Below are 25,535 nucleotides of genomic sequence, written 5' to 3'. Positions count from 1 at the left end.
CGCGGGGAGCCGTCCTCAGCGCCCGCCGGACGAGGGCCCCGTCCAGCCGGACGGGACGTGGCCGAGGCGTACCCGCTGGGGGTGGTCGCCCACCGGCACCGACACCACCTTGCGGCCGGTCGCGAAGTCGATCGCCGTGACCGAGTCCGCACCGCTCTCCGAGACCACACAGGACTTCCCGTCCCCGCTGACCGTGGCCCAGTACGGCTTCGACGCCGTCACGAGCGGCCCCTCCTGGAGGGTTTCGCGGTCGACGACCGTCGCGTAGTCGTCCATCGTCCCGGCGACGCAGAGCTTGTCGCCCTTCGGGCTCATCGAGATCCCGTGGTGGCGCGAGTCGTTGACCCAGGTGGTGCGGTCCTCGCTGGTGGCCGGGTTCTTGGGGAGGACCTTCTGGCGGGTGATCCGGTCGGAGGCCACGTCGTATTCGAGGAAGCCGTTGAAGAACGACACCTGGAAGTAGAGCTTCGACTCGTCGGGAGTGAAGGCCACCGGCCGCACCGCGTCCGAGAGGTCCTTGCGGCCGAAGGCGTCGAGGCGCTGCCGCATGTCGATGACCTTCACCGGCCGGTACGTCTGCGCGTCCACGACGGTGATCTTGCGGTCGCCCTTGGTCCAGTCGAACAGCGGGTCGTCGAGTGCGGTGTTGACCTCGCCGATCGCCGAGTTCCAGATCTGCTTGCCGTCCTTCGTGAACACGTTCTCGTGCGGTTTGTCGCCGGTCTTGAACGAGCCGGTCTGGCGGCCGGTCTCGATGTCCAGGACGTGCACCGTGTTCGACGTGGAGGCGGACACGGCGACGCGCCGTCCGTCCGGGGAGACCGCCATGTGGTCCGAGCGGAAGCCGGACACGGGGAAGCGCCAGTTGACCTTGCCGGTCGTGACGTCGATCGAGACCACGTCGGCGAAGCTCGGACGGGACACGACGACGGCCGAGCCGTCCGGGGTGGAGTACATGTCGTCCACGAACTGGTCGTGGCCCTCGCCCACCGACAGCCGTATCCCGAGGAAGTACGCGAGCTTCACGGGGTTGAGGTAGATCTCCAGCATCCGCTCGTCCTTGTCGGGGACGACATTGACGCGCCCGATCTTCGTCAGGGCTCCGGAGGACTCGAGGACGTCCGCGGTCCCCTCCCAGTTGTTGCCGACGAACAGGACCTCACGGAGCCCGTCCTTGTGCGACTGGGGCACCGGCACCCGGGTCGCCGCCGTTGCCGGGTTCGCGGCCTCCGGGGCCGCGGCGGCGGGGGGCGCGGTGGCGGCGCCGACCACGAGCGCGGCGGTGAGGGCGGCGAGAGCGGGGGGCAGTGCTGTCTTCACAGAGGACTCCTGGTGCGGGCGTGGGGCAGGAGGAGACAGGGGAGTTACCGTCGGTAAGTTACTGGCCGGACATGACGCATGGCCAGATGTCGGACCGGACTTCCTGTCCGCCGCGGAGATCCGCCGGCAGGGCACCTTCGCGACGAAGTCGCGCAGGTCCACAGCACTGATGAGCGCGCCCTACCCGCCCAGTCGCGCCGCCCGCATCTGCAGATAGCGGGTCTCGGGGATGCTGAGGGTCTGCCGGGCGGCCCGCTGGTACGCCGCCCGGGCGCCCTCCCGGTCACCCGCCTTCTCCAGCAGATGGGCGCGCACCGCGTCCAGCCGGTGATGGCCCGCCAGACGGTCCTCCAGCTCGGCCACTCGGGCGAGCCCCGCCTCCGGGCCCTCGACCATGGCGACCGCCACGGCCCGCCCCAGTTCCGCCATGGGCCCGGGCGCGCGGGACACCAGCACGTCGTAGAGGGCGAGGATCTGCGGCCAGTCGGTGTCCTGCGCACACGGTGCCTCGTCGTGGAGTGCGGCGATGGCCGCCTGCAGCTGATAGGGGCCCGCCGGGACTTCGGTGAGCGCCTCCTCCACCAGAGCTGTCCCCTCGGCGATCGCGTCACGGTCCCACCGGGTGCGGTCCTGCTCGTCGAGCGGGACCAGCTCCCCGTGCGCGCCGGTACGGGCGGCGCTCCGTGCCTCGGTGAGCAGCATGAGTGCCAGCAGCCCGGTGACCGCTCCCTCCCGGGGCAGCAGTCTGCGCACCGCCCGGGTCAGCCGGATGGCCTCGTGCGCGAGGTCCGCGCGCCGGAGCGCGGCTCCCGAGGTGGCCGTATGGCCCTCGTTGAAGATCAGGTAGAGCACCTGGAGTACGGCCGAGAGCCGCTGGTCGCGGTCCGCGGGGCCCGGCTGCCGGAACGGCACGTCCTTGATCCGCGCCTTGGCCCGGCTGATCCGCTGCGCCGCCGTCGCCTCGGGCAGCAGCAGCGCACGGGCGATCTCGGCCGTCGTCAGACCGCCGACGGCCCGCAGGGTCAGCGCGATCTGCGCGGCCGGCGTCAGCACGGGGGGGCAGCACAGGAACAGCAGCGTCAGCGTGTCGTCCTCGGACGGGGCGCGGCCCTCACCGGGCGGCGGCGCCGTGACGGCGTCCCGGGGGGTGAGCTGCGCCGCGGTCTCCTCGCGCCGGCGCCGGGCCTCGTCGCTGCGCAGCTGGTCGGTCAGGCGCCGCGACGCCACCTTGATCAGCCAGCCGCGCGGATTGTCCGGCACTCCCGCCGACGGCCACTGCTGTGCGGCGGCGAGCAGTGCCTCCTGTACGGAGTCCTCGGCCTCGCCGAAGTGCCCGTAGCGGCGTACGAGCGCGCCCAGGACCTGCGGGGCATGCAGCCGCAGCAGGTCCTCGACACCACCCGGGCCGTTCACGGGCACAGATCGCCGCCGCTTTCCTGGATGGGGCGGATGACGACCGGATAGTCGGGCGCGCCCTCCGGTGCCGGGCACTGCGCGACGCGCGCCGCGATCTCCGTGACCCGCTCCAGGCTCTCGCAGTCCAGCACCCAGTAGCCGGCGAGCAGTTCCTTCGTCTCGCCGTACGGGCCGTCCGAGATCACCGGGCTGCCGTCCTTGCCCGCCCGGACGAACCGGGTCTGTGCCGGCTCGACCAGACCCTGGGCGTCCACGAGCTCACCGCTCTCCGCGAGGTCGTCGTTGACGGCCTGCATGAAGGAGAACATCGTCTGGAGCTCCTTCTCGCTCCAGACCGGGCTGTGCTCGGAGCCGTTGCCCCGCATCGCCTCGTAGTCGGCCTGGGTGCCCTGGACCATCACCAGATACTTCATGATTGCGCTCCCTCGGGTGGTGCCGCCCCTTGTGGGCAACTCTCACAGGGGACGTCGGAGCCGTCGACGCTTTCTCGACACCACGCCGGAGGAATCTTCCGCGACTTTCCCGGCGGTGATCCAGACGAGGGGCCGCTCAGGTGTCCGTGGGGGCGTAGATGCCAGGGTCGGTGGCGAGGTGTCCATTGCCGGGGGTGAGGATGCCGCACAGCCGGTTCACGGGCCTGTAGTGCGGACGGTTGTCGGGCTCGATGCCGTCCTCGTCGGGGAACTCGAAGAGCCGGTCGAAGGGCACGGTGACGAACGGCCACGTACCGGGGACGTCCGCGGAATCGGGGTGGTACTGCCAGACGGTGCCGAAGTGCCGGTTGTGGACCTCCCCGACGTACCACGAGGCTGTCTGGAGGAAGTCGCCGGCTTCGTCCTCATGCGCCTGCTCGGCAGTGGCGTAGCGGTCTCGGATCAGGTCCTCGAGGCGGACGAGCGAGTCGAGGCTGAAGTCCCAGGTGCCGGGCGTCTGTTCGGACCAGGTGGGGAAATCGGAGCGCTGGACGGTCAGCCAGGCGTTCAGGACCGGGTTGTCGGACCTGAGCCGGTCGAGCCGACGCAGTTCTTCGTACTCGTCGTCGTCGATGTCCATGGCGGCGACCCTAGTGCCGAGTCGTGAGGGAGTCGTAACGATGGTGCGTGGGAGGTGAGTTGGGGCCCGGAACGCCGCAATTCCGCGCGACGCCGACGCGGGCGGGCCCCTAGGGTGAGGGTGCTCTGCGGCGCCACGCACATCACGGGGGCCCCTGGCGCCGCGCGAGCCCCCATCGTCTGGGACCCCCACGGGGAACTACGTGACACCGATACGTAACCGGCGCTGGGTTGCCCTGCGCACTGCGGTCGCGGTGGCCTGCGCTTCCGTGATGGCCTTAGGAGGCCTTCCGGCAGCGGCTTCGGCAGCGCCGAAGCCGCCGAAGCCGCCGAAGCCGGGCATTCCGTGCCGCGAATACTACGATCTCGCCGAAGACCTGGAAGCGATCACCCAGCTTCCCGAGTTCGATGCGTCGCGGGACAAGTCGCGGTGGGACTCGTACGAGTACGAGAACCCGTCGAAGAAGTGGGACGGGCTCGGGCCGCCGTCCCAGGAGGACATCGACCGGCTGAAGGACCTTCCGAAGGAGCCGCCGAAGTCGAAGCCGATCGACCGGGTCTACTGGAAGTGGATCCGTGCGAAGGAGAGCAACCCGAACGCGTGGGGCGACTGGTCCTACTGGCGCGACGTCCGTCTGATCAAGAACGGCGGCAACGATCCGCGCGGCAAGGCGTTCGAGAAGAAGGTCGTCAAGGACCACGGTCTCGTGGGAGACGACTGGATCTGTCAGAAGGAGTTCGACTTCTACGATCCGATCACCAAGAAGACCCACCGGCGGCAGATCGACGCCTACAACCGGGCCACCGGCCAGATGCTGGAGATCAAGTCCAACGGGCGCCCGGACAAGTCCCAGGTCGACGGCGACATCGCCTGGTCGCGCGACCCGAAGCACAACAAGGACAAGTCCCTGAAGTACGTCTTCGCCGAGAAGCAGGAGAAGGCGGCACGTGACCACCTGAACGAGCTGAAGAAGAACGCGCCGGGCAAGGTCACCGAGTACAACTACCGCTCCGACAAGGTCGAGAAGGCCCCCAGCGGCGGCGTGCGCGCCAAGACGACGCGCATGCAGCCCCCGGGCAGTGCCCCGGTCGTGGGCGGCGGCGCGAACGACATGGTCCGCGAGTCCCGCCCGAACCCGAAGACGATGAAGGAATTCCTCGACCGCAGGAACGCGGCCGACCCGAACGGCATCCAGCCGCGCAGGGGCACGCCGGGCGGGATCGACTTCTCGACCCTGGAACTGCGCTACGTCGGCAAGCCCGTCAAGGGCAAGGGCCTGGACTACTCCTACTCCGCGAAGGAAGACCCGGAGGAGAAGTCAGGCTGGGGCGGCCAGGAGAAGGCGCAGCTCATCTCGGACGCGTTCCTGACCTGGATGGCTCTGTCGCCGGAGAAGTTCTGGGTGAACCTGAACCCGGACCAGCCCGAAAGGATCATGGACGCACGGTTCGCGAAGACGGACGCCGGCCGGGTCCTGCTGGAGTCGGACCTGGAGATGAAGCGCGATTACGCCCGCGCGATGAACCCGACGAAGCGGCCCGAGGCCGACCGGTTCTGGAAGTCCATGCCCCGCAACAGCGAGGGCGTTCCGTGCTGGTTCCAGGTGCGCAACTGGATCGAGCCGGACACCGCGGTGGTGCGTGAGGAGAACGGCGGCATCCACATCCTGGACGCGCCGCTGAAGGTCAAGGCCGAGTACCTCAAGATCGACAACATGCCCGGCGAGACCTACCTCTGCGACTTCGACGCGCAGCAGAAGAAGTGGGCCGAGCGGCAGGTCAACACCCTGATCATTCCCGAGGTCGAGAAGCAGGTGAACACCTCACCCCGCTACGCCGACCTGCGCCGCGTCTACACCGCCCGCGTCGCCGCCGAGTTCGTCCGGCAGCAGGACGCGAAGGCGCCGACCGACTACCGCAAGCTGATCAACAGCAACGACGTCTCCGCCGTGCCGCTGCGCGGCGAGAACAAGGACTGGACCCGGGAGAAGGTCTACAAGGAGTACATCAAGTCCCTGAAGACCGGCGAGGAGCAGTGGGAGCACGACGCCGGCGGCGGCAAGTACGCCTACGGTGTCGGCGGTGTCGACTTCTCCAAGCAGCCCAAGCGGAACATGACCCAGGTGCGCTTCAGGACCGAGCACCGCAACCTTCCGCGCCAGACCAGCACGTCGGTCAAGACCTTGACCGACAACGCCAAGGACGACGACAAGTCGCTGCTGCTCCTGGGCGGCAACACCACCGCCACGGACACCGGCGGTGGCGATGACGGCGGCGGCGGCAAGCCGGATCCGAAGCCGACGAAGCCGGGTGAGCCGACGGACAAGCCGACCACCCCGGGCCCGGACCCCGGCACGCCTCCGGCCACCAGCGGCGGCAACGACGGCCAGGGCCCGAAGGACCCGCAAGGCGGCCTGGCCGGCACCGGCTCCAACACCCCCATCGGTCTGATCGCCGGGGTCGCCGCGGCCCTTGCCGCTCTCGGCGGCGGACTGATGTGGTGGAAGCGTCGTCGGACGGCCGACCAGGAATAGCCTGACCGGCCTCGGCGGTACGTCTCCGGGCCCCGCGCCCCCACCGATCCAGGTGGGGGCGCGGGGCCCGGCTCGTTTCCCGCTGCCGACGTGCCGCGCCGCGTCCTGCGTGCCGAGGACCGTGGGAGGGCCGGCGCTCCTCCCGGCGTGCGTTGCTCCCGGCGTGCGTTGCTCCCGGCGGTGGCGTTGCTCAGGGCGCCGGTGCCGGGTGGCTTTGCTCAGGGCGCCGCCGCGTCGAGCACCGGGATCAGGTGCTCCTCCTCGTAACGGAAGTGGCCCTCGATCGCAGCCGTGAGCCGCTCCACCTCGACGCGCACCCGCTCCGGGCCGGTGTCATCGGCGGTGACGGCCGCGCGCAGCTCTTCGAGCAGTTCGGCGAGCTTCAGATGCTCCTGGCCCAAGCGCTCCATCACGGGCGCCAGGTCCGGGTGGCGCTCGGCGAGGAAGGGGAACAGCCCGGCGTCCTCGCCGGTGTGGTGGTTGTGCAGCCCCTGGCAGGCCGTCAGGCAGTTCACCCTGAGCTGGGCCCCGAGCGACGCGGCCCCCGGCCTGGTGAGCTCCTGGCGTATCAGCGCCAGCTCCCTGCGGAACCCGTCGTGCACCGCCTTCACGGCGGCACCGAACGACGGCGCCGCAATGTCCGGCGGCCCGGGGATCTCCTGGAGCGCGACGACCGGGATGACGCGGTCCGTCCCGGCCTGGTACTCGGCCCAGCCGGGATCGCTCTCGACCGCGCGGGCGAAGGCACGGTCCCGCTCCTCGCCCGACAGGACGACGGCCTCCGCCTCGTACCGGAACACCCCGGCCTCGACCGACACGTGGGGATGGGCGACCAGATTGCGGTACCAGTCCGGGTTGCGCGGAGCGCCGCCCGCCGAGGCGATGACCAGGACGCGGCCGTCACCGTCGGGCAGATAGCCGAGAGGGGTGGTGTGCCGGGTGCCCGTCCGGGCCCCGGTGGTGGTCAGCAGGAGCAGCCGACCGCCTTCGAAGGGTCCGCCGACCACCCCGCCGTTCGCCCTGAACTCGTCGATGACCTGCTGGTTGAAGTCGTTCCGCATATGTGGACGTGTCTCTCATTCTTCTCACGGATGAAGGAATCGGGGGAGAAGAAGGAGCACGGCGGGCCTCTTGCCCGCCCCGGCCTCACGTCAGGGCCGGGTACCTCACTCGCTCATGGCTCAAGGCCGACCCGGCAGTCACGAAAGTGAACCTACGGGGAGGAAATCGCCGCAGCAACGCCTTTTCCCGCCAGTGCGGTCGGCTCCGCTGAGAGAGAAGGAGGTCACAGAGGGGAAGGTCACATCCGTCGCCTCTGCTGCTCATCCGTACGCCTGACCTAGCATCCGGGCATGACCCTTGTTCCCGATGACGGGCTTTCGCTCGCTGCCGAATTCCCGGACGCCACCCATGAGCAGTGGCAGCTCCTCGTGGAGGGCGTGCTGCGTAAATCGGGCAAGGACGTATCAGGCGCGGCGGCCGAGGACGCACTCGCGACCGCGCTGGAGGACGGGCTCGTCGCCCACCCCCTCTACACCGCACGGGACACCGCGCAGAGCACCGCACCCGACGCCGGATACCCGGGATTCGCACCGTATGTACGGGGCAGCAGGCCGGCCGGCGGCTGGGACGTACGCCAGCGGCACGAGCGCCCCGAGCCCGCACGGGCCAACGAGGCGATCCTCGCCGACCTGGAGAACGGCGTCACCTCCCTGTGGCTGCCCGTCGGCGGCACCGGGCTGCCCGTCAGCGGTCTGGCCCGGGCCCTGGACGGTGTCTACCTCGACCTCGCCCCGGTCGTGCTCGACGCCGGTGCCGAAACCGGTGCCGCCGCCGCGGAGTTGCTGCGCCTCTACGACGAGAAGGGCGTCGCACGCGACGCCGCGCGCGGCAATCTCGGCGCGGACCCGCTCGGGCTCGAGGCCCGCACCGGCCGGCCCGGTGACACCGCCGAAGCCGTGCGGCTGGCGGAGTGCTGCCACCAGGACCACCCGGGACTGCGGGCGCTGACCGTGGACGCCCTGCCGTACCACGAGGCCGGTGCCTCCGCGGCCCAGGAGCTGGGTGCCTCACTGGCGACCGGTGTCGCCTATCTGAGGCTGCTCACGGACGCGGGGCTGACGGCGGACGCGGCCTGCAGGCAGCTGGAGTTCCGCTACGCGGCGACCGCCGACCAGTTCCTGACCGTCGCCAAGCTGCGTGCGGCCCGCAGGCTGTGGGCGAGGGTGGCCGAGGTGTGCGGGGTCACCACCGCCGGGGACGCGGGGGCCCAGCGCCAGCACGCCGTCACCTCTCCGGTGATGATGACCCGCCGCGACCCGTGGGTGAACATGCTGCGCACCACCATCGCGACCCTCGGCGCGGGTGTCGGCGGGGCCGACGCCGTGACCGTGCTGCCCTTCGACCAGGAACTGGGTCTGCCGGACGCGTTCGCACGCCGTATCGCACGCAACACCTCCTCCATCCTGCTGGAGGAGTCGCACCTGGGCCGGGTCGCCGACCCGGCCGGCGGCTCCTGGTACGTGGAGCGGCTCACCGATGAACTCGCTCACGCCGCCTGGGCGTTCTTCCAGGAGCTGGAGCGGGCCGGCGGCCAGGAGACGGCGCTGCGCTCCGGCCTGGTCGGCGAACGCCTCGCGGCCACCTGGCAGGAGCGCAGGAAGCGGCTCGCCCGCCGCCGTGAACCCATCACCGGCGTCAGCGAGTTCCCGCACCTGGCGGAGAAGCCCGTCGAGCGTGAGCCCGCGCCCGTCGCGGCCTCGTCCGGGGGCGGTCTGCCGCGGGTTCGCCGCGACGAGGACTACGAGGCGCTGCGCGCCCGTTCGGACGCGCATCTGGCCGCCACAGGCGCCCGGCCGAAGGTCTTCCTCGCCGCACTCGGCCCGGCATCGGCCCACACGGCCCGGGTCACCTTCGCCTCGAACCTGTTCCAGGCCGGCGGGGTCGAGCCGGTCCACGACCCCGTGACGGTCGACGCCGCCACGGCGGCCGATGCCTTCGCCGGCAGCGGTGCGACCGTCGCCTGCATCTGCTCCAGCGACGCGCTGTACGAGGAGCAGGCCGAGGAGGTCGCCAAGGCGCTCAAGTCGGCAGGCGCCCAGTGGGTGTTCCTCGCGGGCAGGCCCGGTGAGCGCACCGGGGTCGACGACCACATCTTCGCGGGCTGCGACGCCGTGAGCGTCCTGTCCTCCGTCCTGGACCGCATGGGAGTTGCGGCGTGATGCAGATTCCTGACTTCTCGGAGGTCGGCCTCGGAACCGGCACACCTGCCGGAGCCACCGAGGAGCAGTGGCGCGCGGCCGTGAAGGAGTCGACCGGCAGCAGCGCCGACGACCTGCTCTGGGAGACCCCGGAGGGTATCGGCGTCAAACCGCTGTACACGGGCCGCGATGTGGAGGGCCTGGACTTCCTCGGCACGTACCCGGGTGTGGCGCCGTATCTGCGCGGTCCCTACCCGACGATGTACGTCAACCAGCCGTGGACGATCCGCCAGTACGCCGGTTTCTCCACGGCCGAGGAGTCCAACGCCTTCTACCGGCGCAACCTCGCCGCCGGGCAGAAGGGCCTGTCGGTCGCCTTCGACCTGCCCACGCACCGCGGTTACGACAGCGACCACCCGCGGGTGACCGGTGACGTCGGCATGGCGGGCGTCGCCATCGACTCCATCTACGACATGCGGCAGCTCTTCGACGGCATCCCGCTGGACAAGATGACCGTGTCGATGACGATGAACGGCGCAGTGCTGCCCGTTCTCGCGCTCTACATCGTGGCGGCGGAGGAGCAGGGCGTACCGCCCGAGAAGCTGGCCGGGACCATCCAGAACGACATCCTCAAGGAGTTCATGGTCCGCAACACCTATATCTATCCGCCCCGGCCGTCGATGCGGATCATCTCGGACATCTTCGCGTACACCTCGCAGAAGATGCCGCGCTACAACTCCATCTCCATCTCCGGCTACCACATCCAGGAGGCCGGTGCGACGGCCGACCTGGAGCTGGCGTACACGCTCGCCGACGGTGTGGAGTACCTGCGGGCGGGACGGGACGCGGGCCTGGACGTCGACGCGTTCGCGCCGCGGCTCTCCTTCTTCTGGGCGATCGGCATGAACTTCTTCATGGAGATCGCCAAGCTGCGCGCGGCCCGGCTGCTGTGGGCCAGGCTGGTCAAGCAGTTCGACCCGAAGAACGCCAAGTCGCTGTCGCTGCGCACCCATTCGCAGACCTCCGGTTGGTCGCTCACCGCGCAGGACGTCTTCAACAACGTCACGCGGACGTGTGTGGAGGCCATGGCCGCCACCCAGGGCCACACCCAGTCGCTGCACACCAACGCCCTCGACGAGGCGCTGGCGCTGCCGACCGACTTCTCGGCCCGTATCGCCCGCAACACCCAGCTGGTGCTCCAGCAGGAGTCGGGCACCTGCCGGGTCATCGACCCGTGGGGCGGCAGCGCGTACGTCGAGAAGCTGACGTACGACCTGGCGCGCAAGGCCTGGCAGCACATCCAGGAGGTCGAGGCGGCCGGCGGTATGGCCCAGGCCATCGACGCGGGCATCCCGAAGCTGCGCGTCGAGGAGGCCGCGGCCCGTACCCAGGCCCGGATCGACTCCGGCCGCCAGCCGGTGATCGGGGTCAACAAGTACCGGGTCGAGAACGACGAGGCGATCGAGGTCCTCAAGGTCGACAACTCCTCGGTGCGCGCCCAGCAGGTCGCCAAGCTGCGGCGGCTGCGCGAGGAGCGCGACGAGACCGTCTGCCAGGACGCGCTGCGGGCCCTGACGGAGGCCGCCGGGCGGGACTCCGGACCCGGTCCGGAGCGCAATCTGCTGGAGCTGGCCGTGCGCGCGGCCCGCGCGAAGGCCACCGTCGGTGAGATCTCGGACGCCCTGGAGAGTGTGTACGGAAGGCACGCGAGCCAGATCCGTACGATCTCCGGCGTGTACCGCAACGAGGCAGGGGAGTCTCCGTCGGTGGACCGCACACGCGCCCTGGTCGACCGCTTCGAGGAGGCCGAGGGCCGCCGCCCGCGCATCCTCGTCGCCAAGATGGGGCAGGACGGGCACGACCGCGGCCAGAAGGTGATCGCGACCGCCTTCGCCGATCTGGGCTTCGACGTGGACGTCGGCCCGCTGTTCCAGACGCCCGCCGAGGTGGCCCGGCAGGCGGTCGAGGCGGATGTGCACGTGGTGGGCGTCTCCTCGCTCGCGGCGGGTCATCTGACCCTCGTCCCCGCGCTGCGTGAGCAGCTCGCGGAGGAGGGCCGCGACGACATCATGATCGTCGTGGGCGGGGTGATCCCGCCGCAGGACGTGCCCACGCTCCTGGAGATGGGCGCGACCGCGGTCTTCCCGCCCGGCACGGTGATCCCGGACGCCGCCTACGACCTGGTGCAGCGGCTGGGCGCGGCGCTGGGCCACACCGAGCTGTAGCGGCCGGCGTATGCCCATCGACCTCGACAGCTATGTGAAGGGTGTGCTCGACGGGAAGCGGGCGTGGATCGCGCGCGCGATCACCCTCGTCGAGTCCACCCGTCCCGACCACCGGGCACTGGCCCAGCGGCTGCTGACCGAACTGCTGCCGCACACCGGGCACGCCCGGCGGATCGGCATCAGCGGGGTGCCCGGAGTCGGGAAGTCGACCTTCATCGACGCCTTCGGCACCCTGCTCACGGGGCTCGGCCACCGGGTCGCGGTGCTGGCCGTCGACCCCTCGTCCACCCGCACCGGCGGCTCGATCCTCGGCGACAAGACCCGGATGGAACGGCTCGCGGTGGACCCGGCGGCCTTCGTCCGGCCTTCGCCCAGCGCGGGCACGCTCGGCGGCGTCGCCAAGGCGACCCGTGAATCCATGGTGGTGATGGAGGCGGCGGGCTACGACGTGGTGCTGGTGGAGACCGTGGGCGTCGGCCAGTCCGAGACCACGGTCGCGGGCATGGTCGACTCGTTTCTGCTGCTCACGCTCGCCCGCACCGGCGACCAGCTCCAGGGCATCAAGAAGGGAGTCCTGGAACTGGCCGACGTCATCGCGGTCAACAAGGCCGACGGCCCGCATGAGCGCGACGCCCGTGCCGCTGCCCGCGAACTCGCGGGTGCGCTGCGTCTGATGCACCCGGCGGACGCCGCCTGGACCCCGCCGGTGCTGAGCTGCAGCGCCCGCGAGTCCACCGGGCTCGACACCGTCTGGGACCGGCTGGAGCAGCACCGCGCCCTCCTGGACGCGGGCGGCAGGCTCGCCGCCAAGCGCCGGGACCAGCAGGTCGAATGGGCCTGGAGCATGGTGCAGGACGAGCTGCTCGGCCGACTGCGCTCCCACCCGCTCGTACGCTCCCTCGCGCCCGGCCTGGAGCAGCGGGTGCGTGACGGCGAGCTGACGGCCACGCTCGCGGCGGAGGGCATTCTGGAGGCGTTCGGGTCTCCCCGGACTTCGTCCGACGGGACCCTCTCGGAGGACTGACGCCCGGCCTGGAGCAGCGGGTGCGGGACGGCCCTCAGGGGACCAGAACGACGGCGGTCCTGCCGGAGCCCTGCTTCCGGAGCCCTGCTTCCGGAGCCCAGCTTCCGGAGCTAGGGCCCGGAGCGTGACGGACATGACGCACAAGTCGTACATGCCGTGGGTGCCGAAGACGGTGACGCGGGCATGGCGAAGGCCCCTGGAAGCGATGCTTCCAAGGGCCTTTCGCTCGGGCCGGGCCGCTCGCGTCAGGGTGAGGGCCGGCCGTGGCGCGTCAGCGCGCGGTGCCGAAGTCCTGCGTCCAGAAGTGGTTGGGCTGGGCGAGGCCCACGCCGATCTCCTTGAACTCGCAGTTGAGGATGTTGCGCTTGTGGCCGGGGCTGGACATCCAGCCCGCCATGACGCTCTCGGGGGAGCTGTAGCCGTAGGCGACGTTCTCGCCGTACGTGCTCCAGTTGTAGCCGGCGCGGGTGATCCGGGTGCCCGGGTCCGAACCGTCGGAGCCCGTGTGCGACATGTTGTTGTGAGAGGCCATGTCCTGGCTGTGCGCCTGGGCGGCCTTGGACAGCTTCGCGTTCAGCGTCACCGGCGAGCATCCGGCCTTGCTGCGCTCGCTGTTGACGAGGGCCACGATGCGGGCGATGTCGCCGGACGCCGCCGGGGCGGCGGGCTTGGCGGCGGCGGGCTTGGAAGCCGCGGGCTTGGGGGCGGCGGGCTTCTGCGCGGCCGGCTTCGACGTGCTCGGGGTCTTGCCGGGCTCGGCCGGCTTCGCGGGCGCGGTGGGCTTCGGCGAGGACGGTGCGCTCGGCCGCTCGCTCTGCTTCTTCTCCCACCAGCGCTTGCCGGATTCGTCCCGGTTCCACCGCTTGTCGGAACGTTCGTCGTTCCAGTGGCCCTGCCACCGGTTCTGCCAGTCGCGCTGGTTCTGCGCCTGGCTCTGGCTCTGGGGGTCCTGGCTCTGCTGCGGATCCATGCACGCCATGGCGACGGAGGGCACACCTACTGCGGCCAGTGCGACGGCCGTGATCGTTATCTTCCGGTAGTGCGTCTTCCTGCGGTGCTTGCTCATGTGTGACCTCACTCGTATGCGCGGAGCGTCTCCGTGAGCGGTCGGCCCCGGCATAAATCTGTGCCTGAGCTGCGGAGACGCCTTTGCGGTCGCCATTCTTAGAAGCGCCGCGAGCGCAGGGCAACGAGCGTCGGTACTACCCCGCCTCGTAGGGTGCGACGACTCTTGCCAGGGGCGTACGGGCGTGCTGACCCGTGGAGGGCGCCTCCCGGGAAAATCTGTCGCTCCGTCAGAAACGCCTGTGTGCCCCACAAGCGGGCGAAAGTGCCGAGCAGGTCGAATGCCGTCGAAGGTGACCTCGGGAGGGTGGGGGTCAAGACGGACAAATCTCTTTATGTCGGCTCGGCGTCATCTACTACCGGTCGTCCTAGTGCGGCGTGACGGCGTGAGGGATGTCACGCGTCCGGCCGGAAGGTGGAGGGAGGACAGGGGAACCGAAGGTGACGTCGCGGCGTCTCCGCGGCGTCTTCGTGCAATGCGGCGGAGATGGCTTCCTGCCGCGAGACATTGCTGCTGCAACGCAGTCGGGCGCAAGCTTGTGGCATGGGTGCTCAGGACGGACCCACGCTGATCGCCTCGGTGCAGCGCGCCTTCAGGCTGATGGAAGCCGCCGCGGCGCACGAGTCCGGCGCCCCGGCCAAGCAGCTGGCGCGCGAGGCCGAGCTGCCGCTGGCCACCACGTACCACCTGCTGCGGACCCTGGTCCACGACGGGTATCTGCGGAAGCTGGACGACGGTGTGTTCGTCATCGGCGACAGGTTGCGCACCCTGCACACCGGCAGCCGTGGACAGGGGCTGCTCACCCGGGTCCGCCCCGTGCTCGCCGCCCTCAGGGACGAGATCTCGGCCGCCGCGTATCTGACGTTCTACGAGGAGGGCGAGATCCGGGTCGCCGAGATCGTCGACGGACCACGGGCGCCGCGCGTCGACCTGTGGGTCGGCTTCGAGGACGCCGGGCATGCCACGGCCCTCGGCAAGTGCGTGCTGCGGGAGCTCGACGCCGAGTCCCGCAACGACTATCTCTCGCGGCACGTGCTCGCCGATCTCACTCCCCGCACCATCACGCACCGCGTGGAGCTGCTCCGGCAGCTCGACGCGTCCCCCGGCGCCCCGGGGGCGATGGACCGGGAGGAGTACGCCCTGGGCACGGTCTGTGTCGCGGTGCCCGTGTACAGCGGGGGCGTTCTCGGGTCGCTGGGGGTCTCGCTCCGTGCGGACCGGCTCTCCGTGATCGAGGACGTCAGGGCGCGGCTGCTCCCCGCCGCGAGCCGCGTGACCAGGGGCCTTTCGCTCACCATTTGAAATTCTGGCGCTTGCGGGCACCATCTGCGCGCGTGTTCCCTAGTTGAAACAGTAATAAAGCCATGAAAAGCGGACATAGCGATCCGCTTGAGTGACTGGGAGCCGCGCACCTACATGAGCCAAGACCGAGACGATCAGCAGCACCGTCGCCCCGAGCGGCGGTTCACGCCATGGCCGGCCGTACGCCGCACCGGAGCCCGCGTCCGCCGCGTGGCGGGCCGCAGTGCCGCGGCGTGTCGCACCGCCCTGCGCCGCCCCGCGTACCGGCGGGGCGGCGGTCGGCGCACGTCCGAGCTGCTCGCGGCCGCCGTTCCGGTGGCGATCGTCTGCGGTGTCGCACTGGCCGCCCTCAGCGGTGGATCCGGGGCGAGCTGGGTGCCGCTGCTCGCCGTCGGGCCCGCGCTCGCGGCAGCCGTCGGCGATCCCTGGAACGTGCTGCGGGTCAGTCTGCTCTCCCTGGTCCTGGGCGTCGCGCTCTGCGTCCAGGGTGGCGAGTCACCGGGCCGAAGGGTGATCGAGATGACCGCGCTGGTCGCCGTGATCCTGGCCGGCGGGCTGGCCGGAGCGCTGCGCGTACGTCGCGAGCGGGTCCTGGCGGCCGTCCGCTCGGTCGCCGAGGCGGCCCAGCACGCCCTGCTCAAGCCGGTGCCCGCGACGGTCGGCCCGTTCCAGGTGGCCGTCCGCTACAGCGCCGCCGCGGCGGAGGCCCGGATCGGCGGCGACCTCTACGCCCTGCTGCCGACTCCGCACGGCATCCGGCTGATCGTGGGCGATGTGCGCGGCAAGGGCCTGCCCGCCGTGGGCACCGCCGCCCTGGTCGTGGGCGTCTTCCGGGAGGCCGCGTACGACGAGCCCGACCTGCGGGACGTGGTGAGCAGGATCGAGCGGAGCCTCGCGCGCAATCTCGGCCGGGACGACTTCGTCACCGCCGTGGTCGCCGGTTACGCCGGGTGCGGGCGGATGGAAGTGGTCAACTGCGGGCACGCCCCGCCGCTCGTGGTCCACGCCGTGGACGGGCGGTCCGTGGTCTCCGCGGTCGAACCGGTCCGTCCGGCCCCGCCGCTCGGACTGCGTTCCCTCACGGGAGAGACCTCGGACCTCCAGGTCGTGCCCTTCGGTGACGGTGACCAGCTGCTCTTCTACACCGACGGGGTCACGGAGGCCCGCGACCACCACCGTGCGTTCTATCCGCTTGCGGACGGGGTGGCGCGGCATCTGTCGGACGATCCCGCCCGCACGCTCGAGGCGCTGCACGACGAGCTCCTCGCGCACGTCGGCGGCAGGCTGCACGATGACGCGGCGCTGCTCCTGATCCGCAAGCCGGCCGCTGCGTCCCTGGTGTCGGACGGCGATGAGTCGGACGGCGACGGGTCGGAAGGCGACCGGTCGGAGGGTCCTGCCGGAGGGCCGCCGCTCGCGGCCCGGCTCGAGCGTGTCCATGCGGCGGTGGAGGACGTCCGGATCTGACCGGGCGATGCCAGGGCGAGGGCTGGGCGAGGGCTGGGCGAGGGCGAGGGCGCGAGGCAAGTGTGTAAAGAATTCTTGACCTCATGTCCGGGATCTCTTACCTTCCTAGTGTCAAGTTTCTTTAACAAGCGGTGAGGCAGGGGGAAGCGGCCATGGCTGTCGAGGAGAAACGCGCCTGGATCGTGGGGGTGGTCGCGATCGTGGCGTACGCCGTCTATCTCGCCCTCGTCCTCAGGCGGGCGGAGCACACGCCCCTCGCCGAGGTGGCGTATGTGTCCGCGCTGCTGTGGACGGTCGGCGCGTCGATCGTGGTGTCGATCGTGCTCAGCATCGTGGCTGCGACCACCTCGCCACGGGATGCCCGCACCAAGGACCAGCGCGACCGGGAGATCCACCGGTTCGGCGAGTACATCGGCCAGTCGTTCCTGGTCATCGGCAGTGTGGCGGCGCTCGGTATGGCGATGGCCGAGGTCGGCCACTTCTGGATCGCCAACACGATCTATCTGGCCTTCGTGCTCTCGGCGGTCCTCGGCTCCGCGGCGAAGGTCGCCGCCTACCGGCGGGGTTTCCAGCCGTGGTGAAAGCGACCCGAGTCACCAACTCGATCCGGGCCCTGCGGTTCGCGCACGGCGAGATGACGCAGGCGGACCTCGCGGACCGGATCGGCGTGACCCGCCAGACCGTCATCGCCATCGAGAAGGGCCGCTACTCGCCCTCGCTCGAGATGGCGTTCCAGATCGCCCGGGTTTTCGGCGTGCCCCTCGACGAGGTGTTCCAGTACCCCGAGTAGTACAGGAGACAGGAGACGCACATGAAGGCCATCGTTCAGGACGAGTACGGCTCCTGCGACGTGCTGGAGCTCAGGGATGTGGAGAAGCCGGCGGCCGGTGAGGGGGATGTGCTCGTACGGGTCCACGCGGCCGCCGTCGACGCGGGGGCCTGGCATCTGATGACGGGCCGGCCCTATCTGCTGCGCCTCATGGGCTACGGGCTGCGTACGCCCAAGGTGCCGGTCAGGGGCAGGGAGGTCGCGGGCCGGGTCGAGGCGGTCGGCGGGAAGGTGACCCGGTTCCGCCCGGGTGACGAGGTCTTCGGTTTCTGCGAGGGCTCGTTCGCCGAGTATGTGAGGGCGCCCGAGGACCGGTTCGTCATGAAGCCCACCGGCCTCACATTCGAAGAGGCGGCGGCCGTCCCCATCTCCGGTGTCACGGCGCTCCAGGCCGTTCGCGACGCGGGACGGGTGAAGCCGGGACAGAAGGTCCTGGTCATCGGCGCGGCGGGGGGCGTGGGGACGTTCGCGGTGCAGCTGGCGAAGGCGTACGGAGCGGTCGTCACCGGAGTGTGCAGCACCACGAAGACGGAACTGGTCCGCTCGATCGGCGCGGACGAGGCCGTCGACTACACCCGGGAGGACTTCGCCGACAGGGGCCGGCGCTACGACCTGATCGTCGACACCGCGGGCCACCGACGGCTGTCCCGGCTGCGGCGAGCCCTCACCGAGCGGGGGACCCTGGTCATCGTCGGCAGCGAGGGCGGGGGGCGGTGGCTCGGCGGGACGGATCGCGCGCTGCGCGCGATGGCGCTGTCACTCTTCGTCGGCCACAGGCTGCTCGGACTGATGTCGGTGGAGCGGCAGGAGGACCTGGAGACCCTGCGAGAGCTGATCGAGGCCGGGAAGGTGCGCCCGGTGATCGACCGGACGCATCCGCTGAGCGAGGTCCCCGATGCCATCCGCCATCTGGAACAGGGCAGGGCGCGGGGCAAGGTCGTCATCACGGTGTGAGGCGCCTCGGGCCGTGATCGTGACCGTGTATGACGCCGGGAGGGGCGAAGGATGTTTCGTCTGTCAAGTCCCGAAATGCCGGGGCGTGACTCCATACCGAGGCAGGCGCTTAATGGAGATGTGGGATCACCCGGAGCCGTGAGCCCCACCCGCATCATCCGGAACACACCTGACGGTGCGCGAGGGAGATGAGAACAAGATCCATCTCCTTGCCCTCTACGTCAGGGGAGAGTGCCGTGAGTTCCCAACCACCCCCATCCGAGCGTCCCAGCGGACCTCCGCCCGAGCGTCCCAGCGGCTCCTCGTCCGAGCGTCCGACCGGCCCACCGTCCGGTCCGCTGTCCGGTCGGCCCACGGACGAGCAGCAGCGCCCGGCCACCCCGCCCCCTTCGGCGATACCCGGGCCCCCGCCGCCACCGGCGCCTCCCGGCCCGCCCGCTCTCGTCGGTGAACCCGGCGAGCCGGACGAGCCGGGGCGCGGCCATGGTGTCTGGTCGTCCTGGTGGCGGGGGCGTCACGCCCTGGTGAGCGTGGGCGCCGTCGTGGTCCTGGTGATGGCGGTGATCTTCGCCTTCACCCTGCAGGGCGGCGGGCGCAAGCCCAGCGGGGAGATCTTCCTCGAGACCACCTCGGCCTCGGGCTCCGATCCGTTCACGCAGTCGACGGCCGTACAGATCGAACGCGACGACCTCCCGTCCACGGCTCGCGGCGTGACGGGGGGAGACACGAACGCCGGCGGCGTCCGCGAGGTCGACGGCGCGTACCCGGGGCTCTACGGAGGCACGAAGAACGTCGCGAGCTGCGACGTCGAGAAGCAGATCACGTACCTCGGACAAGACCGGGAAAAGGGACGGGCGTTCGCCGGGGTCCTGGGCATCCGGCAGTCCGACGTCCCCTCCTACCTGCGGTCGTTGACGCCCGTGCGGCTGAGCTGGGACACCCGGGTCACCAACCACGGCTACAAGGACAAGGCCCCCACGAGCTATCAGGCGATGCTCCAGGCCGGCACGGCCGTGCTGATCGACAACCGAGGCGTGCCCCGAGTCCGCTGCGCCTGCGGCAATCCGCTGACTCCACCCGCCGCGATCAAGGGCACACACACGTACACCGGCCGGAAGTGGGCGTCGTTCCGGCCCGCCACGCTCGTCGTGGTCAAGCCGGCGGCGAAGCCGATGAAGACCGTCACGCTCTTCGACCATGAGAGCAAGGCGTGGCTCGAGCGCCCGAGCGGAGACGCGAAGGCCGGCAGGGACCGGGAAGTCCCGACCCCGAAGGGCCAGCGGCCGGGAGCGGTGCTCCCGGTGCTGCCGCCGCCCCCGGCCGAGGTGCCGGAGGAATGGCAGGACGAGCAGTCGCCGAGCGAGGAGCCGAAGGAGCCGAAGGAGGAGAAGGGTAAGGACGAGCGGTCTCCGGACGAGGAGAAGAAGGACCAGCCCAAGGAGGACACGGACGAGCAGTCTCCGGACGAGGAGAAGAAGCAGGACGAGCCCAAGGAGAACAAGGAGCAGAAGGACAAGGAGGAGAAGGGCAAGGAGAAGGACAAGGAGGAGAAGGGCAAGGACGAGCGGTCTCCGGGTGAGGAGAAGAAGCAGGACGAGCCCAAGGAGAACAAGGAGCAGAAGGACAAGGAGCAGAAGGAGAAGGACAAGGAGGAGAAGGGCAAGGACGAGCAGTCCCCGGGTGAGGAGAAGAAGCAGGACGAGCCCAAGGAGAACAAGGAGCAGAAGGACAAGGAGCAGAAGGAGAAGGACAAGGAGGAGAAGGGCAAGGACGAGCAGTCCCCGGGTGAGGAGAAGAAGCAGGACGAGCCCAAGGAGCAGAAGGAGCAGAAGGAGCAGAAGGAGCAGAAGGAGCAGAACAAGGAGAACAAGGAGAACAAGGAGCAGAAAGAGCAGAACAAGGAGAACAAGAAGCAGCACGAAGACCAGCCCCAGGAGCCGCCGAAGCAGCAGGACGAGCCGAAGTCCCCGCAGCAGCCGCAGGACAACGAGCAGCCGAAGTCTCCGCAGCAACCGCAGCAGCCGGAGCGCGACGAGCAGCCGCAGTACGACGAGCAGCCCCAGCTCCCGGAGCAGCCCCAGCCCCCTGAACCTCCGGGGCTCTCACAACTTCCGCAGTCATCGGCTGCGTGACCCTACGCGCCCCTGATCTGACCCGCCGTCCGCCATGGGGACCCGGTGGAGACACCGATCAGGAATCGAGAAGCGCCCGCTGCTCGGACGCGCCTACCGTTTCGCCCATGGACAGCACCCTTCACGCAAGCCAGACCCTGCGCCGCGACCTCTGTGCCTGGGCGGTAGCGACCCGTCCCTGACCAGGGGCGAGAGGACGAAGCCGAGGTCCCCCGTGATCGATGCGCTCGCGCGCGCGTGCGAGGTGACCGCTTTTCGCACATGCCCGATTCGACCCGGCGTACGCTGGCCAGGCCGTACCGCTGGTTCCGCGTCTCCCCGCGACGCATCGAGACCGGGTGCGAGGTGAACGACATGTCCGGCCCTGAGCCGACGCCCGGCTCGGGGCCCATGGACGACGACCGTGAGCCGTTGTCCGACCGTCAGCCGATGCGCGGCGGTCGCCGGTCGGTCCGAGGACTTGGCCGGGTGTACCGGGTGCGCCGGACGACCGGCCCCGGGAGTACCCCGGCCCGCAGCGAGCCCGCACAACAGATGGAGACACGATGAGCAAGCCCGAGAACACGGAGACGCAGCCGCCCGCGCTGCACGCTGCCGACAGCCACGATCTGATCCGCGTGCACGGCGCGCGCGAGAACAATCTCAAGGACGTCAGCATCGAGATCCCGAAGCGTCGGCTGACGGTGTTCACCGGTGTCTCCGGCTCGGGCAAGAGCTCGCTGGTGTTCGACACGATCGCCGCGGAGTCCCAGCGGCTGATCAACGAGACCTACAGCGCCTTCGTGCAGGGCTTTATGCCGACGCTGGCGCGGCCCGAGGTCGACGTACTCGACGGTCTGACGACGGCGATCAGCGTCGACCAGCAGCGGATGGGGGGCGACCCGCGCTCCACGGTCGGCACCGCCACCGACGCCAACGCGATGCTGCGCATCCTGTTCAGCCGGCTCGGGGAGCCGCACATCGGCCCGCCCAGCGCGTACTCCTTCAACACGGCCACGGTCAGGGCGAGCGGTGCGATCACGGTCGAGCGCGGTGCCAGGACCAAGGCAGAGAAGGCGACCTTCACCCGCACCGGCGGCATGTGCACGCACTGCGAGGGCCGGGGCAAGGTCTCCGACATCGACCTCACCCAGCTCTACGACGACTCCAAGGCGATCTCCGAGGGGGCCTTCACGATCCCCGGCTGGAAGTCGGACAACGTCTGGACCGTGGGGATCTACGCCGAGTCGGGCTTCCTCGACCCGGACAAGCCGATCCGCGAGTTCACCAAGAAGGAGATGCACGACTTCCTTTACCGCGAGCCGACCAAGGTCAAGGTCAACGGTGTCAACCTCACCTACGAGGGCCTGATCCCGAAGATCCAGAAGTCGTTCCTGTCCAAGGACAAGGAGGCGATGCAGCCGCACATCCGGGCGTTCGTGGAGCGTGCCGTCACCTTCACCACCTGTCCCGAGTGCGACGGCACCCGGCTCAGCGAGGGAGCCCGGTCGTCGAAGATCGACGGGATCAGCATCGCCGACGCGTGCGCGATGGAGATCCGCGACCTGGCCGAATGGGTCCGAGGACTCGAGGAGCCCTCGGTGGCGCCGCTGCTCACCGCACTGCAGGGCACCCTCGACTCGTTCACGGAGATCGGCCTCGGCTATCTCTCGCTCGACCGGCCGGCGGGCACGCTCTCCGGCGGCGAGGCGCAGCGCGTCAAGATGATCCGCCACCTCGGCTCCTCGCTCACCGACGTCACCTACGTCTTCGACGAGCCCACCATCGGACTGCACCCGCACGACATCCAGCGGATGAACGACCTGCTGCTGCGGCTGCGGGACAAGGGCAACACGGTGCTCGTCGTGGAGCACAAGCCGGAGGCGATCGCGATCGCCGACCATGTCGTGGACCTCGGCCCGGGCGCCGGTACGGAGGGCGGCACCGTCTGCTTCGAGGGCACCATCGAGGGGCTGCGGGCGAGTGACACCGTCACCGGCCGCCATCTCGACGACCGGGCCACCCTGAAGGAGTCGGTGCGCAAGCCCACCGGCGCGCTCCCGGTCCGCGGCGCGACGGCGAACAACCTTCAGGGCGTCGACGTCGACATCCCGCTGGGCGTGCTCTGCGTGGTCACGGGCGTCGCGGGCTCGGGCAAGAGCTCGCTCGTCCACGGGGCGATGCCGCGGCAGGCGGGAGCCGAGGGTGTGGTGGCCGTGGACCAGAGCCCGATCCGCGGCTCCAGGCGCAGCAATCCGGCGACGTACACCGGACTGCTCGACCCGATCCGCAAGGCCTTCGCCAAGGCCAACGACGTGAAGCCCGCGCTGTTCAGCGCCAACTCGGAGGGTGCCTGCCCCACCTGCAACGGCGCCGGTGTCATCTACACCGACCTCGCGATGCTGGCCGGTGTCGCCACCACCTGCGAGGACTGCGAGGGGAAGCGGTTCCAGGCTTCGGTGCTGGAGTACCACCTCGGCGGCCGCGACATCAGCGAGGTGCTGGCGATGTCGGTGACCGAGGCCGAGGAGTTCTTCGGCGCCGGTGAGGCGCGCACCCCCGCCGCACACCGCATCCTCGAGCGGCTCGCCGACGTCGGGCTCGGCTACCTCACCCTCGGTCAGCCGCTCACCACGCTGTCCGGCGGCGAGCGGCAGCGGCTCAAGCTGGCCACGCACATGGCCGAGAAGGGCGGCGTCTACGTCCTCGACGAGCCGACCACCGGCCTCCACCTCGCCGACGTCGAGCACCTTCTCGGCCTGCTCGACCGGCTCGTCGACTCCGGCAAGTCGGTGATCGTCATCGAGCACCACCAGGCGGTCATGGCGCACGCCGACTGGATCGTCGACCTCGGCCCCGGAGCCGGCCACGACGGCGGCCGGATCGTCTTCGAGGGCACCCCCGCCGATCTTGTCGCCGCCCGCTCCACCCTCACCGGCGAGCACCTCGCGACCTACGTCGGCGCCTGACCGGAGCCTTCGCGGCACACCGTGACCGAGACGGGGTCCACGGGGGACCACGGAACGACGCAGACCCCGGCCCGTACGGCCGGGGCCTGCGTCCGGGTGGTCAGCAGTGGCGGAGGAGCCGAGATGCGAATCCGTGAGAGCCGAGTGGCGACATCGCCGGCCGAGCCTCGATTGCGCGCGCCACGGGTCATACCTTCTTGACGACGATCGAGTCCGGGACCAACCTCTCCAGGTCGTCCACGTCCGAAGCGAAGACGGTGACCTGCCCCTTCTGCTGTCGCGCGATGACGGCGAGCACCGCGTCGATCGCGTACTTGTGGCCGTGCAACTCGGAGTCAGCGAGGAGTCGGCGGGCCTGGCGGGCCTCGTCCTTCCCGATGGCGGCGACTGTGAGCCGGGAGAGCACCCAGTCCCACCGCTGTTCGGTGGTTCTGCCGTCGTACGCCTCGACCAGCGTCATCGGCGATGTCACCACATCCGCCTCACCTCGGGCCGCGAGGTCGAGCAAGGTGATCATCTTCCGGTCCCCGCGCACGGTCAGGGACAGGGCTTCGCAGTCGAGTACGAAGACACGGAGCGGCCGCCGGCCGTGCTCACCGCCCCGCTTCTTCACGCGCCCTCTCCGGCGTCGTGCTGTGCGGCGCCGCGCCGTTCGTGCTCGGCATCGAGGTCTCTCAGTTTCTCCCAGGCAGCCGCACGCTCGTCTTCGGTGACAGGACCATGTTCCTCCTGAAGCCAGTCGACGAGTTCCCGCAGCCGGTCCCGGTCACGCTTGAAACGCAGAGCTTCTGCGACATACGCCGACAAGCCCCGTTCAGACGCCTCCGCGCGGATCTCGTCCAGGAGATCCTCGGGGATCGTCACCGTCACCTTTTTGGTCGCCATACACGAAACCATCTCGGCCCATGGCCAGGCCCGGCTGTCGACGGTGGGCCTGCGGCCGAGAGGGCAGGGGCCGTGCGGGTGGCCACCGAAGGAGTGCTTGTGGCGCCCGGCCTGACGCTGTGACCTGGGAAAAGGGCCCGTGGGCGGCTCCGGCGCCGCTGGGCGCCGGAGCGGGCTGGGCGAGAGTGTGACTTTCTGTGAGGGACGGATACTCACCTCGCCCAGGAGACAGCCGAGCCATGTTCAAGCCCCGCCTGTTCGACGACGACCGGCCGATGATGGCTCCAACCGATCGCTCCGGCCGGCGTCGTGCCAGTACCCGATCGCTGCCTGCACTCATCGCTCTCGTCATCGGAGGACTGTTCGTCTTTTCCACTTCCACAACGGCCGCCGTACCAGAAACACCGAAGCAGGCCATGGGATCGACCACGTCGACCACCTCGCCCAGTTCTTACCCGTCGACCAGCGCGACGTGTGAGAACGCCAGACCCACCAAGGTCGGCACCGAGAGGAACGACCTCATCTTCGGAACCTTCGGCAACGACGTGATCTTCGCGCTCGGAGGCAATGACACGGTCTTTGGCCTTGGGGGGAACGACCTCCTCTGCGGTGGCCCGGGCAACGACACCCTCAGCGGTGACAAGGACATCGACCAGCTCTTCGGTGGCCCGGGCGACGACCAGCTCTCCGGCGGCCCGGACAACGACGAGCTCGACGGTGAATCGGGCAACGACCAGCTCGACGGTGAAACCGGCAACGACGAGATTTCCGGCGGCTCGGGCAACGATCACCTCACCGGTTTCCTGGGCAATGACGCTCTCTACGGCGGGAGGGGCAACGACGTCCTCCTCAGTGGCCGGGGCAACGACGAGCTCTTCGGCAACGCGGGCAACGACCAGCTCTTCGGGGAAGCCGACGACGACCACTTGGACGGCGGATCAGGCACGAACCGCAACCATGGCGGAACCGGGATCAACACCTGCGTCAACCCGAGCGAGGGCCCCGGCTGCAACAACTGAACCCCGGCCGGGGTTGAACACGGTCTCTCGCCGGGCGAACGCCAGAGAGCCGGGCCACCGATACGGTCCGGCTCTCTGAGCTGGCGGAGGATACGAGGTTCGAACGTGTGAGGGGTCGCCCCAACCCGCCTATTCGTGGACCTAAGCTGCCTTGGGTCGCGC

Annotated in this window: 21 protein-coding genes; 13 read left to right on the top strand and 8 right to left on the bottom strand. The window is 69.9% G+C overall.

Annotation, left to right across the window (positions count from 1 at the left end; all coding sequences use genetic code 11):
* Positions 1-15: 15 nt before the first annotated feature.
* From ACTWOL_RS18225 to ACTWOL_RS18210, 4 genes are all read right to left on the bottom strand, one after another.
* Positions 16-1,320 carry a YncE family protein gene (locus ACTWOL_RS18225; RefSeq protein ID WP_474297788.1) on the bottom strand — a complete coding sequence of 435 codons (1,305 nt, stop codon included), beginning with the start codon at positions 1,318-1,320 and terminating at the stop codon, positions 16-18.
* Positions 1,321-1,500: 180 nt separating this feature from the next.
* Complete coding sequence (locus tag ACTWOL_RS18220; protein WP_474301189.1) at positions 1,501-2,733, bottom strand: RNA polymerase sigma factor; 1,233 nt, start codon at positions 2,731-2,733, stop codon at positions 1,501-1,503.
* Entirely contained in the window at positions 2,730-3,149 is a 420-nt protein-coding gene (locus ACTWOL_RS18215) for a YciI family protein (protein WP_474297787.1), read from the bottom strand. The genes ACTWOL_RS18220 and ACTWOL_RS18215 overlap by 4 nt, the downstream gene beginning before the upstream one ends.
* Positions 3,150-3,285: 136 nt before the next feature.
* Positions 3,286-3,789 carry a hypothetical protein gene (locus ACTWOL_RS18210; RefSeq protein WP_474297786.1) on the bottom strand — a complete coding sequence of 168 codons (504 nt, stop codon included), beginning with the start codon at positions 3,787-3,789 and terminating at the stop codon, positions 3,286-3,288.
* A gap of 271 nt (positions 3,790-4,060) precedes the next feature.
* On the opposite strand from ACTWOL_RS18210, the gene ACTWOL_RS18205 reads away from it, so the two are divergent.
* Positions 4,061-6,322, top strand: coding sequence for an LPXTG cell wall anchor domain-containing protein (locus ACTWOL_RS18205; RefSeq protein WP_474297785.1), 2,262 nt, complete (start codon positions 4,061-4,063; stop codon positions 6,320-6,322).
* A 218-nt stretch (positions 6,323-6,540) separates the two neighbouring features.
* Here ACTWOL_RS18205 and ACTWOL_RS18200 read toward each other — a convergent pair whose 3' ends face one another.
* On the bottom strand, positions 6,541-7,383 hold the full coding sequence (locus ACTWOL_RS18200; RefSeq protein ID WP_474297784.1) for a nitroreductase/quinone reductase family protein: 843 nt from the start codon (positions 7,381-7,383) through the stop codon (positions 6,541-6,543).
* A 291-nt stretch (positions 7,384-7,674) separates the two neighbouring features.
* Here ACTWOL_RS18200 and ACTWOL_RS18195 point away from each other — a divergent pair, with 291 nt between their 5' ends.
* The 3 genes from ACTWOL_RS18195 to meaB are packed head-to-tail and all read left to right on the top strand — an operon-like array spanning position 7,675 to position 12,771.
* The gene (locus tag ACTWOL_RS18195) at positions 7,675-9,543 is read left to right on the top strand and encodes a methylmalonyl-CoA mutase family protein (protein WP_474297783.1); all 1,869 of its coding nucleotides are present in this window, start codon (positions 7,675-7,677) and stop codon (positions 9,541-9,543) included.
* Positions 9,543-11,747 (top strand): methylmalonyl-CoA mutase, encoded by a 2,205-nt coding sequence (gene scpA / locus ACTWOL_RS18190; protein WP_474301188.1) that lies wholly within the window; start codon positions 9,543-9,545, stop codon positions 11,745-11,747. The genes ACTWOL_RS18195 and scpA overlap by 1 nt, the downstream gene beginning before the upstream one ends.
* A 10-nt stretch (positions 11,748-11,757) precedes the next feature.
* A complete protein-coding gene (gene meaB / locus ACTWOL_RS18185) occupies positions 11,758-12,771 on the top strand; it encodes a methylmalonyl Co-A mutase-associated GTPase MeaB (protein WP_474297782.1) in 1,014 nt (337 codons plus the stop codon).
* Between the two features lie 271 nt (positions 12,772-13,042).
* Here meaB and ACTWOL_RS18180 read toward each other — a convergent pair whose 3' ends face one another.
* Positions 13,043-13,837 (bottom strand): CAP domain-containing protein, encoded by a 795-nt coding sequence (locus tag ACTWOL_RS18180; protein ID WP_474297781.1) that lies wholly within the window; start codon positions 13,835-13,837, stop codon positions 13,043-13,045.
* A gap of 543 nt (positions 13,838-14,380) precedes the next feature.
* On the opposite strand from ACTWOL_RS18180, the gene ACTWOL_RS18175 reads away from it, so the two are divergent.
* The 8 genes from ACTWOL_RS18175 (at position 14,381) to ACTWOL_RS18140 (ending at position 23,469) form a co-directional block, all read left to right on the top strand.
* The gene (locus ACTWOL_RS18175; RefSeq protein WP_474297780.1) at positions 14,381-15,139 is read left to right on the top strand and encodes an IclR family transcriptional regulator; all 759 of its coding nucleotides are present in this window, start codon (positions 14,381-14,383) and stop codon (positions 15,137-15,139) included.
* A 114-nt stretch (positions 15,140-15,253) separates the two neighbouring features.
* On the top strand, positions 15,254-16,606 hold the full coding sequence (locus ACTWOL_RS18170) for a PP2C family protein-serine/threonine phosphatase (RefSeq protein WP_474297779.1): 1,353 nt from the start codon (positions 15,254-15,256) through the stop codon (positions 16,604-16,606).
* Positions 16,607-16,758: 152 nt separating this feature from the next.
* The gene (locus ACTWOL_RS18165; RefSeq protein WP_474297778.1) at positions 16,759-17,187 is read left to right on the top strand and encodes a hypothetical protein; all 429 of its coding nucleotides are present in this window, start codon (positions 16,759-16,761) and stop codon (positions 17,185-17,187) included.
* Positions 17,181-17,396: a helix-turn-helix transcriptional regulator gene (locus ACTWOL_RS18160; protein WP_474297777.1), complete on the top strand. Its 216-nt coding sequence runs from the start codon at positions 17,181-17,183 to the stop codon at positions 17,394-17,396. Before ACTWOL_RS18165 ends, ACTWOL_RS18160 begins: the two co-directional genes overlap by 7 nt.
* A 21-nt stretch (positions 17,397-17,417) precedes the next feature.
* Positions 17,418-18,389 carry an NAD(P)-dependent alcohol dehydrogenase gene (locus ACTWOL_RS18155; protein WP_474297776.1) on the top strand — a complete coding sequence of 324 codons (972 nt, stop codon included), beginning with the start codon at positions 17,418-17,420 and terminating at the stop codon, positions 18,387-18,389.
* A gap of 236 nt (positions 18,390-18,625) precedes the next feature.
* Positions 18,626-20,521, top strand: coding sequence for a DUF6777 domain-containing protein (locus ACTWOL_RS18150; RefSeq protein WP_474297775.1), 1,896 nt, complete (start codon positions 18,626-18,628; stop codon positions 20,519-20,521).
* A gap of 261 nt (positions 20,522-20,782) precedes the next feature.
* Positions 20,783-21,070, top strand: a complete 288-nt coding sequence (locus tag ACTWOL_RS18145; RefSeq protein WP_474297774.1) for a hypothetical protein — start codon at positions 20,783-20,785, stop codon at positions 21,068-21,070.
* Positions 21,067-23,469, top strand: coding sequence for an ATP-binding cassette domain-containing protein (locus ACTWOL_RS18140; protein ID WP_474297773.1), 2,403 nt, complete (start codon positions 21,067-21,069; stop codon positions 23,467-23,469). The genes ACTWOL_RS18145 and ACTWOL_RS18140 overlap by 4 nt, the downstream gene beginning before the upstream one ends.
* A gap of 187 nt (positions 23,470-23,656) precedes the next feature.
* Here ACTWOL_RS18140 and ACTWOL_RS18135 read toward each other — a convergent pair whose 3' ends face one another.
* Positions 23,657-24,082: a hypothetical protein gene (locus ACTWOL_RS18135; protein ID WP_474297772.1), complete on the bottom strand. Its 426-nt coding sequence runs from the start codon at positions 24,080-24,082 to the stop codon at positions 23,657-23,659.
* On the bottom strand, positions 24,079-24,333 hold the full coding sequence (locus tag ACTWOL_RS18130) for a hypothetical protein (RefSeq protein ID WP_474297771.1): 255 nt from the start codon (positions 24,331-24,333) through the stop codon (positions 24,079-24,081). The genes ACTWOL_RS18135 and ACTWOL_RS18130 overlap by 4 nt, the downstream gene beginning before the upstream one ends.
* 437 nt (positions 24,334-24,770) lie before the next feature.
* On the opposite strand from ACTWOL_RS18130, the gene ACTWOL_RS18125 reads away from it, so the two are divergent.
* Positions 24,771-25,373, top strand: coding sequence for a calcium-binding protein (locus tag ACTWOL_RS18125; RefSeq protein ID WP_474297770.1), 603 nt, complete (start codon positions 24,771-24,773; stop codon positions 25,371-25,373).
* The last annotated feature ends 162 nt before the right edge of the window (positions 25,374-25,535 follow it).

Source organism: Micromonospora sp. IBHARD003 (genome assembly GCF_056106285.1).
The sequence above is the reverse complement of the archived record's forward strand: the minus strand, read 5'-3'. Positions and strand labels throughout refer to the sequence as shown.

Bases quoted from the DNA above. Each gene is read 5' to 3' on its own strand.
- ACTWOL_RS18125 (WP_474297770.1), top strand. From the start codon at position 24,771: ATGGGATCGACCACGTCGACCACCTCGCCCAGTTCTTACCCGTCGACC.
- ACTWOL_RS18140 (WP_474297773.1), top strand. From the start codon at position 21,067: ATGAGCAAGCCCGAGAACACGGAGACGCAGCCGCCCGCGCTGCACGCT.
- ACTWOL_RS18145 (WP_474297774.1), top strand. From the start codon at position 20,783: ATGCCCGATTCGACCCGGCGTACGCTGGCCAGGCCGTACCGCTGGTTC.
- meaB (WP_474297782.1), top strand. From the start codon at position 11,758: ATGCCCATCGACCTCGACAGCTATGTGAAGGGTGTGCTCGACGGGAAG.
- ACTWOL_RS18170 (WP_474297779.1), top strand. From the start codon at position 15,254: ATGAGCCAAGACCGAGACGATCAGCAGCACCGTCGCCCCGAGCGGCGG.
- ACTWOL_RS18205 (WP_474297785.1), top strand. From the start codon at position 4,061: ATGGCCTTAGGAGGCCTTCCGGCAGCGGCTTCGGCAGCGCCGAAGCCG.
- ACTWOL_RS18210 (WP_474297786.1), bottom strand. From the start codon at position 3,789: ATGGACATCGACGACGACGAGTACGAAGAACTGCGTCGGCTCGACCGG.
- scpA (WP_474301188.1), top strand. From the start codon at position 9,543: ATGCAGATTCCTGACTTCTCGGAGGTCGGCCTCGGAACCGGCACACCT.
- ACTWOL_RS18155 (WP_474297776.1), top strand. From the start codon at position 17,418: ATGAAGGCCATCGTTCAGGACGAGTACGGCTCCTGCGACGTGCTGGAG.
- ACTWOL_RS18180 (WP_474297781.1), bottom strand. From the start codon at position 13,837: ATGAGCAAGCACCGCAGGAAGACGCACTACCGGAAGATAACGATCACG.
- ACTWOL_RS18165 (WP_474297778.1), top strand. From the start codon at position 16,759: ATGGCTGTCGAGGAGAAACGCGCCTGGATCGTGGGGGTGGTCGCGATC.
- ACTWOL_RS18175 (WP_474297780.1), top strand. From the start codon at position 14,381: ATGGGTGCTCAGGACGGACCCACGCTGATCGCCTCGGTGCAGCGCGCC.
- ACTWOL_RS18195 (WP_474297783.1), top strand. From the start codon at position 7,675: ATGACCCTTGTTCCCGATGACGGGCTTTCGCTCGCTGCCGAATTCCCG.
- ACTWOL_RS18200 (WP_474297784.1), bottom strand. From the start codon at position 7,383: ATGCGGAACGACTTCAACCAGCAGGTCATCGACGAGTTCAGGGCGAAC.
- ACTWOL_RS18215 (WP_474297787.1), bottom strand. From the start codon at position 3,149: ATGAAGTATCTGGTGATGGTCCAGGGCACCCAGGCCGACTACGAGGCG.